This window comes from Streptomyces sp. N35 (assembly GCF_016464295.1).
In the GTDB taxonomy this organism is placed as follows: domain Bacteria; phylum Actinomycetota; class Actinomycetes; order Streptomycetales; family Streptomycetaceae; genus Streptomyces.
Genome location: NZ_JAEIMH010000003.1, coordinates 14,650 through 21,363, shown reverse-complemented (window position 1 = coordinate 21,363; position 6,714 = coordinate 14,650). Strand labels below are relative to the sequence as shown.

Below are 6,714 nucleotides of genomic sequence, written 5' to 3'. Positions count from 1 at the left end.
CTCCTTCCCGGCCTGCGGGCCCCCGCACACCTGATTCCGTCCTTCCGGCCGGACTCCCCGGCCGGAAGGACGAAGCACGCGGAAGACGGCGCGTGGTGTTCTCGAAACTCCTGCCCGTACGCCGTTTCCAGGGGGAAGCTCCGTGCTGCACGTCCTCTATCTCGTCGGAGTCGCGTCTTTCGCGGCCAGCGGTGTCCTCGCCGCGCACCGCGCCAACATGGACCCCTTCGGCGGCATCGTCCTGGCCTTCGCCGCCTCCATATCCGGCGGCACCCTGCGCGACCTGATCCTCGGCCGGCACCCGCTGTACTGGACGCACGACTGGGTACTGCTCACCGTGATCAGCTGCACGGCCGTCGCCACGATGCTCTATCTGCGGCGCTGGGAGCTGCCCCACCGCTCCCTGATGACCGTGGACGCCATCGGCCTCGCCGTGGTCACCGTGATCGGTGCCCGGGCCGCGATCGACGCCGGGGTCACCCCGTTCGCGGTCATCATTCTGGCGGTGCTCACCGGTGTCACCGGTGAAGTCGTACGCGATGTGCTGTGCGGAGAGTTCCCGCCGCTGCTCCTTCGCGAGGAGGTGTACGCGACCGCCGCCCTCGCCGGAGCCGTCGGGTACCTCCTGCTGCACTGGGCGGGCGCATCGGACACGCTCGGCACCGTGGTCGCCGCCGGTCTCGTCTTCGCCCTGCGGATGGCGGCGATCCACCGGGAACTGCATCTGCCGCGCCTCGCGGACTCGGCCACGAGGGCCGCGGAGCGCCGGGTCCGCTGAGGGCCCCGCACGCCCAGCGCACCGGTACGGGCAAACCGTGGCAAAGTGGACGCATGTCCGAGCCGGACCGCTGGCCTGCGCCGCCCGAAACGATCCTCGCGCTGAACCGCACGGGCAGCTTCGACTGGAATCTCGACAGTGGCCAGATGTACATGGATCCCGCGGCCCATGACGTCTTCGACGTGACCCCGGACGAATACGACGGCCGGCCGGAGACGCTGGGTGTCCGCGTACCGCCGCACGAGGGCCACCGTCTGGACGCCGTGGTCTCCGAAGCGCTCAAGAACGGCAGCCGGACCTACGGCGCCTACTTCCGGCTGCGCCGCAGGGACGGCTCGCTGCGGTGGACCCACACCCAGGGCTACATCTGCCGCGACGGCAACGGACGGCCGCACCGGATCCTCGGCATCATCCGGGACGCCGAGGAGGAGCTGCTCGAAACCCGGATCCGGATGGAGCACGACGCCGAGACCCGCCGCCAGACCAGCATCGTCGAGGGCACCACGGCGGCCCTCGCGCACGCCCGCACCGTGCAGGACGTCATCGACGTACTCGACGAGACCCAGGGCCTCGCGAACCTCGGCGCGGCGAGCCTGGTCATGGGCCTGGTCGAGGCGGGCCGTATCCATCTGGTCGCCGAGGGCCCGCCCGGTGCGTTCGTCCCCGGCACGCGGTTCACCCGGATCGACGAGTCGTACCCGATGAGCGAAGTCGTGCGGACGCTCGCGCCGCGCTTCATCGAGAGCCGTGAGGACTTCGCGGACTCCTATCCCCTTCTGTGGCCGCACATCAGCCACCTCAACATCACGTCGGCCGCGTATCTGCCGCTGATCGCGCAGGCCCGCCCGATCGGCGCGCTCGGGCTGCTCTACCAGGACAAGACCGGCTTCACGGCCGACGAACGCAACCTCCTGGTCGCGCTCGGCAGCAGCATCGCGCAGTCGCTGCAGCGCGCCATGTTCTACGAGCAGGAGAAGGACCTCGCCGCCGGCCTGCAGCAGGCGATGCTGCCGCGCTCCATCCCCGCCGTCGACGGCGCGGAGATCGCGGTGCGCTATCGCTCGGCGAAGCTCGGCCGGGACATCGGCGGCGACTGGTACGACGTGATCCCGCTGCCCGGCGGGAAGGTCGGCGCGGTCATCGGCGATGTCCAGGGACACGACACCCATGCGGCCGCCGTCATGGGCCAGTTGAGGATCGTGCTGCGCGCGTACGCCGCCGAGGGCCACACACCCGCCACGGTCATGGCCCGCGCCTCCGTCTTCCTGCACGAACTCGACACGGACCGGTTCGCGACCTGCCTCTACGTCCAGGCGGACCTCACCACGGGAGTGGTCCAGCTGGTACGAGCCGGCCATATCGATCCGCTGCTGCGCGCCAAGGACGGCACCTGCCGGCGCGCACCCGTGGCCGGGGGCCTGCCGCTCGGTCTCTCCGCCGAGTTCGGGCGCCTGGAGTATCCGGTCACCACCCTTGAACTCGACCCGGGCCAGACCCTGCTGCTGTGCACCGACGGCCTGGTCGAGGAGCCCGGGCACGACCTCGACGAGGGCGTGCAGTCCCTCACCGCGCAGGTCGCGTCGGGGCCCGCCGACCTCGAGGCACTCGCCGAGCGGCTGGTCGAGGACGCCGACCGGCGCGGCGGCGACGACGACGCGGCCCTGCTCCTGCTGCGCCGCCGGGGCTCCGACGCCCCCAAGTCCGGTGGCAGGCTCCAGCAGCACGTCGCGCCGAACGACCCGATGGCGCTGCGGGAGGCCCGCCATATGGTCCGCGCGGCCGTACGCGCCTGGGGCGCCCGCGACCGCGCCGACGAAATCGAGCTGGTCGCCGACGAGTTGGTCACCAACGCCCTGATGCACACCGAGGGCGCCGCGATCATCACCTTGCGCGTCCTGTCCGGCGTCGAACGCCGGATGCGCGTCGAGGTCGAGGACACCTCGAGCGCCCTGCCCCGCCGCCGCGAGGCCGGCGAGGAAGGCGTCTCGGGCCGCGGCCTCCTCCTGGTCGACCGCCTCGCCGATGTCTGGGGCGTGGAGTCCCGGGGGAGCGGCAAGGCCGTGTGGTGCGAGTTCACGGTCCCGGACCGCGACTGAGCCCCGGTCCGAGGCTCCCGCAGGACGAGTTGGCCGCGGTCGAGGGGGTCGCGGCCGCCGACTGACCCTGCGCGGCGCGCAGGGCACGCATTCGGTTCAGCTCCCGCACGCGCCCGGCTGGGCCCCTGACGGGTGACGCGGCGCCACAGGTTCAACCTCTGCACGGCGTAATCAAGCCGTCCGCGCCTGTTTCCCGTCCCGTTCCCTCCGGCCCCTAGCGCCCCTGACGTGACCACGACGATGCTGACGCGCGACATCTGCCCGCTGGGCAACTCGCCGTCATGCAGGAGTAGTTGTGGCTTCAGGCATAGCCGGTCGCTGGGTCGCGCTGGTGGCGACCGCGGCTGCCATGACGGGGGGGGTGCTCACCCCCGCCGCCGCCGATTCCGGGACCGATCCGAGGCCCGCGAACAGCGCGGAGATACGCCGCCCCGTCGCACCGCCGCCCGCGAGCGGGCCCGGCGCCGGGGTGCGGTCGATCGTCGACGGGGACGGGATCGAGACCGCGCGCAGCGCCCGGCCCATCGCGCCGGGCGTCGCGCTCACCTCGTACGACCGTCTCGAGTCGGACAAATGGCTGCGCGTCGACGCGCTGAGCGTGGACCTGGGCAAGGGGGCCGAGGCGGACTACCTGCACTCCGGGAAGGTCGCCGAGCGGCGGACCGTGTCCGAGCTGGCCGCCGCGCACGACCCGGGCAAGGGCCGGCGGACCGTCGCCGCCCTCAACGCGGACTTCTTCGACATCAACGAGACCGGGGCCCCGCAGGGCGCCGGGATCAAGGACGGGCGGCTCGTGCAGTCGCCCGCGCCGGGCGCGCATCGCGCCGTGGGGATCGGGCCGCAGGACGCCGGTCGGGTCCTGGAGGTCTATTTCGAGGGGACGTTGACCGTCCCGGGGGGCGAGCGCGCGCTCGCCGCGTACAACGCCGCGAACGTACCGGCCGGCGGCATCGGCGCCTACACCGACGCCTGGGGAACGGCCGACCGCGCACTGACCGTCGACAAGGCGACACCCGTGGCCGAGGCCCTCGTCGAGGACGGCAAGGTCGTCTCGGTGAGCGACAGTGCCGGCAGCGGTCCGATCGCCGCCGGCGCCACGGTACTCGTCGGGCGCGAGGCCGGGGCCGAGGTGCTCAAGGGGCTCCGGGCCGGCGACCCGGTGGGCATCGCGTACCGGCCGAGGACCGAGGGCGAAGTGCCGCGCACAGCCGTCGGCGGACGGGAGCTCCTCGTCGTCGACGGCGTCGCCCAGAACCACGAGGGCCGGGCCACCACCCCCCCCCCCCCGCGCCCCCCCCTCGGCTCCCCCGCGGAGGCCCGCCGGATGCACACCCCCACCGCGGACGCCCGCCAGGCCGACAGCGGCGGCGTCACCCTCACCGAACTCGGCGTGATGATGAAACAGGCCGGTGCGCACAACGCCCTGAACCTCGACGGCGGCGGCTCCTCCACGCTCATCGCCCGCGAACCGGGCAGCGACGCGCTCCAGGTCGAGAACAGCCCGTCCGACGGCAGCGAACGCACCGTCCCCAACGGTCTCGCGCTCACCGCGCCCGACGGCAGCGGCCGCCTCGAGGGCTACTGGGTCGAGACCCGCACACCCGCCCTCGCCGCACCGACCGCCGACCCCGTGCGCGGCGGCCACCCCGAGCGCGTCTTCCCCGGCCTCAGCCGTGCGCTCACCGCCGCCGGACACGACGAGACCTACGGGCCCGCCGCGGGCCGGCCGCACTGGCGGGCCGAGCGCGCGGACATCGGCCGTGTCTCGGCCGACGGACTCTTCACCGCCCGTCGCAGCGGCACCACCGAGGTCCGCGCGAGCAGCGGATCCGCGCACGGCAGCACCGAGTTGACGGTCCTCGACGCCCTCGCTCGTATCGAACCCACCACCCGCCGCGTCGGCCTCGCGGACGCGTCGGCGACCGGCACCTTCGGGCTCGTCGGCCACGACGCACACGGCACCAGCGCGCCCATAGAGCCGCGCGACGTGCGGCTCGACTACGACCGGACACAGTTCGAGATACGCGAGGACGGACGCGGAGCGTTCACCGTCAAGCCCCTGAGCGCCAAGGGTGCCGGCCAGATCAAGGCCACCGTCCAGGGCGAGGAGACCCTGCTCGTCGTCAGCGTCGGCCTCGACGAGCAGCACGTGGCCGGCTTCGACGACGCCGCGAACTGGACGTTCAGCCACGCCCGTGCCGCCGGAAAGGCCGAGCCGACCCCCGACGGACAGACCGGCACCGGTCTCGAGGTGACGTACGACTTCTCGCTCTCGACCGCCACCCGCGCCGCCTATCTGACCCCGCCCCAGCGCATCGCGGTCCCCGGCAGCCCGCAGTCGTTCAAGCTGTGGATCAAGGGTGACGGCAAGGGCGCCTGGCCCAGCCTGCACCTCAAGGACGGCGCCGGATCCGATCTGGTCCTGCGCGGTCCGTACGTCACGTGGACGGGCTGGCAGCAGGTCACCTTCACCGTGCCGCAGAGCACGCCCATGCCGCTGTCCGTGTTCCGCTTCTATCTGGCGGAGGCCACCGCGGCCAAGCAGTACACCGGTCAGGTCGTCATAGACGAGCTCACCGCCCAGGTCCCGCCCAGCGTGCAGGTGCCCGAACCGCCCACCGTGGCCGACGAGTTGATCGACTCGGCAGCCGAGACGGAGGGCCGTGACTGGCAGTTCGCGGTGATGTCCGACGCCCAGTTCGTGGCCCGCGAGCCCGGGAGCCCGATCGTCCAGCAGGCCCGCCGCACCCTGCGCGAGATCAAGGCGGCCCGGCCGGACTTCCTCGTCATCAACGGCGACCTCGTCGACGAGGGCACCCCCGCCGACCTCGCCTTCGCCCGCACCATCCTCACGGAGGAGCTCGGCGACTCCGTGCCCTGGTACTACGTGCCCGGCAACCACGAGGTGATGGGCGGGAAGATCGACAACTTCACCGCCGAATTCGGCCCCGCCCAGCGGGTGTTCGACCATGAAGGCACCCGATTCGTCACCCTCGACACCTCCAGCCTGTCCCTGCGCGGCGGCGGCTTCGCCCAGATCAAGGCGCTGCGCGCCGCGCTCGACCAGGCGGCGAAGGATCCCGCGGTCTCCTCGGTCGCGCTCATCCAGCACGTACCGCCGCGCGACCCGACCCCGCAGAAGGGCAGCCAGCTCGGCGACCGCAAGGAGGCCGCGCTGGTCGAGGGCTGGCTCGCGGACTTCCGCCGTACGTCGGGCAAGGGGGCCGCGTTCATCGGCAGCCACGTCGGGGTGTTCCATGCCGCGCACGTCGACTCGGTGCCGTATCTGATCAACGGCAACTCCGGTAAGAACCCCGCGGGCCCCGCGGACAAGGGCGGCTTCACCGGCTGGTCCCTGGTCGGCGTCGACCGTGTGACGCGCGGCGAGCAGGCCGAGGCGCGGCAGCGGCCCTGGCAGGGCGGCCCCGACTGGATCTCGGTGCAGACCCGCGCCCACACGGACTCGCTCGCCCTCACCGCGCCGCGGACGCTGGCGCCCGGACAGAGCGGGGACGTCGAGGCGACGGTCGCGCAGGGCACCCGTCAGGTCCCGGTCGCCTTCCCGGTGAGCGCGGACTGGACCGGATCGCCGAACGTGTACATCGGCGATCCGGACGATGCCCGGCGCCGGCACGTGGCCGCGTACGACCCGGACACGGGCGAGCTCACCGCGCTGCGGCCGGGCAGCGTGACGCTCGCGGTCACGGTGAACGGGGTGACGCAGCGGGCCGAGGTGCTCATCGCGAGCGCGGCCGACCTGCGGGTCGCAGAGGCGGACAGGCTCTGACGCACCGGTGGGTCACGCGTGCGCGCCGGGCGCGGGGGCGCCCGGGGGGGGAG

At 72.9% G+C, this 6,714-nt stretch carries 3 protein-coding genes; all 3 read left to right on the top strand.

The features are described from left to right. Positions 1 to 142 precede the first annotated feature (142 nt). The 3 genes from JAO81_RS01990 to JAO81_RS01980 all read left to right on the top strand — a co-directional run bounded on the left by JAO81_RS01990 (position 143) and on the right by JAO81_RS01980 (position 6,661). Positions 143 to 778: a trimeric intracellular cation channel family protein gene (locus tag JAO81_RS01990; protein ID WP_199545966.1), complete on the top strand. Its 636-nt coding sequence runs from the start codon at positions 143 to 145 to the stop codon at positions 776 to 778. Between the two features lie 53 nt (positions 779 to 831). Next, positions 832 to 2,874 carry a SpoIIE family protein phosphatase gene (locus tag JAO81_RS01985; RefSeq protein ID WP_199545965.1) on the top strand — a complete coding sequence of 681 codons (2,043 nt, stop codon included), beginning with the start codon at positions 832 to 834 and terminating at the stop codon, positions 2,872 to 2,874. A gap of 349 nt (positions 2,875 to 3,223) precedes the next feature. Continuing rightward, positions 3,224 to 6,661 carry a phosphodiester glycosidase family protein gene (locus JAO81_RS01980; protein ID WP_199546094.1) on the top strand — a complete coding sequence of 1,146 codons (3,438 nt, stop codon included), beginning with the start codon at positions 3,224 to 3,226 and terminating at the stop codon, positions 6,659 to 6,661. Positions 6,662 to 6,714: the final 53 nt, after the last annotated feature.

Excerpts from the sequence above, each read along its gene's own strand:
- JAO81_RS01985 (WP_199545965.1), top strand. The coding sequence starts at position 832 with ATGTCCGAGCCGGACCGCTGGCCTGCGCCGCCCGAAACGATCCTCGCG.
- JAO81_RS01980 (WP_199546094.1), top strand. The coding sequence starts at position 3,224 with ATGACGGGGGGGGTGCTCACCCCCGCCGCCGCCGATTCCGGGACCGAT.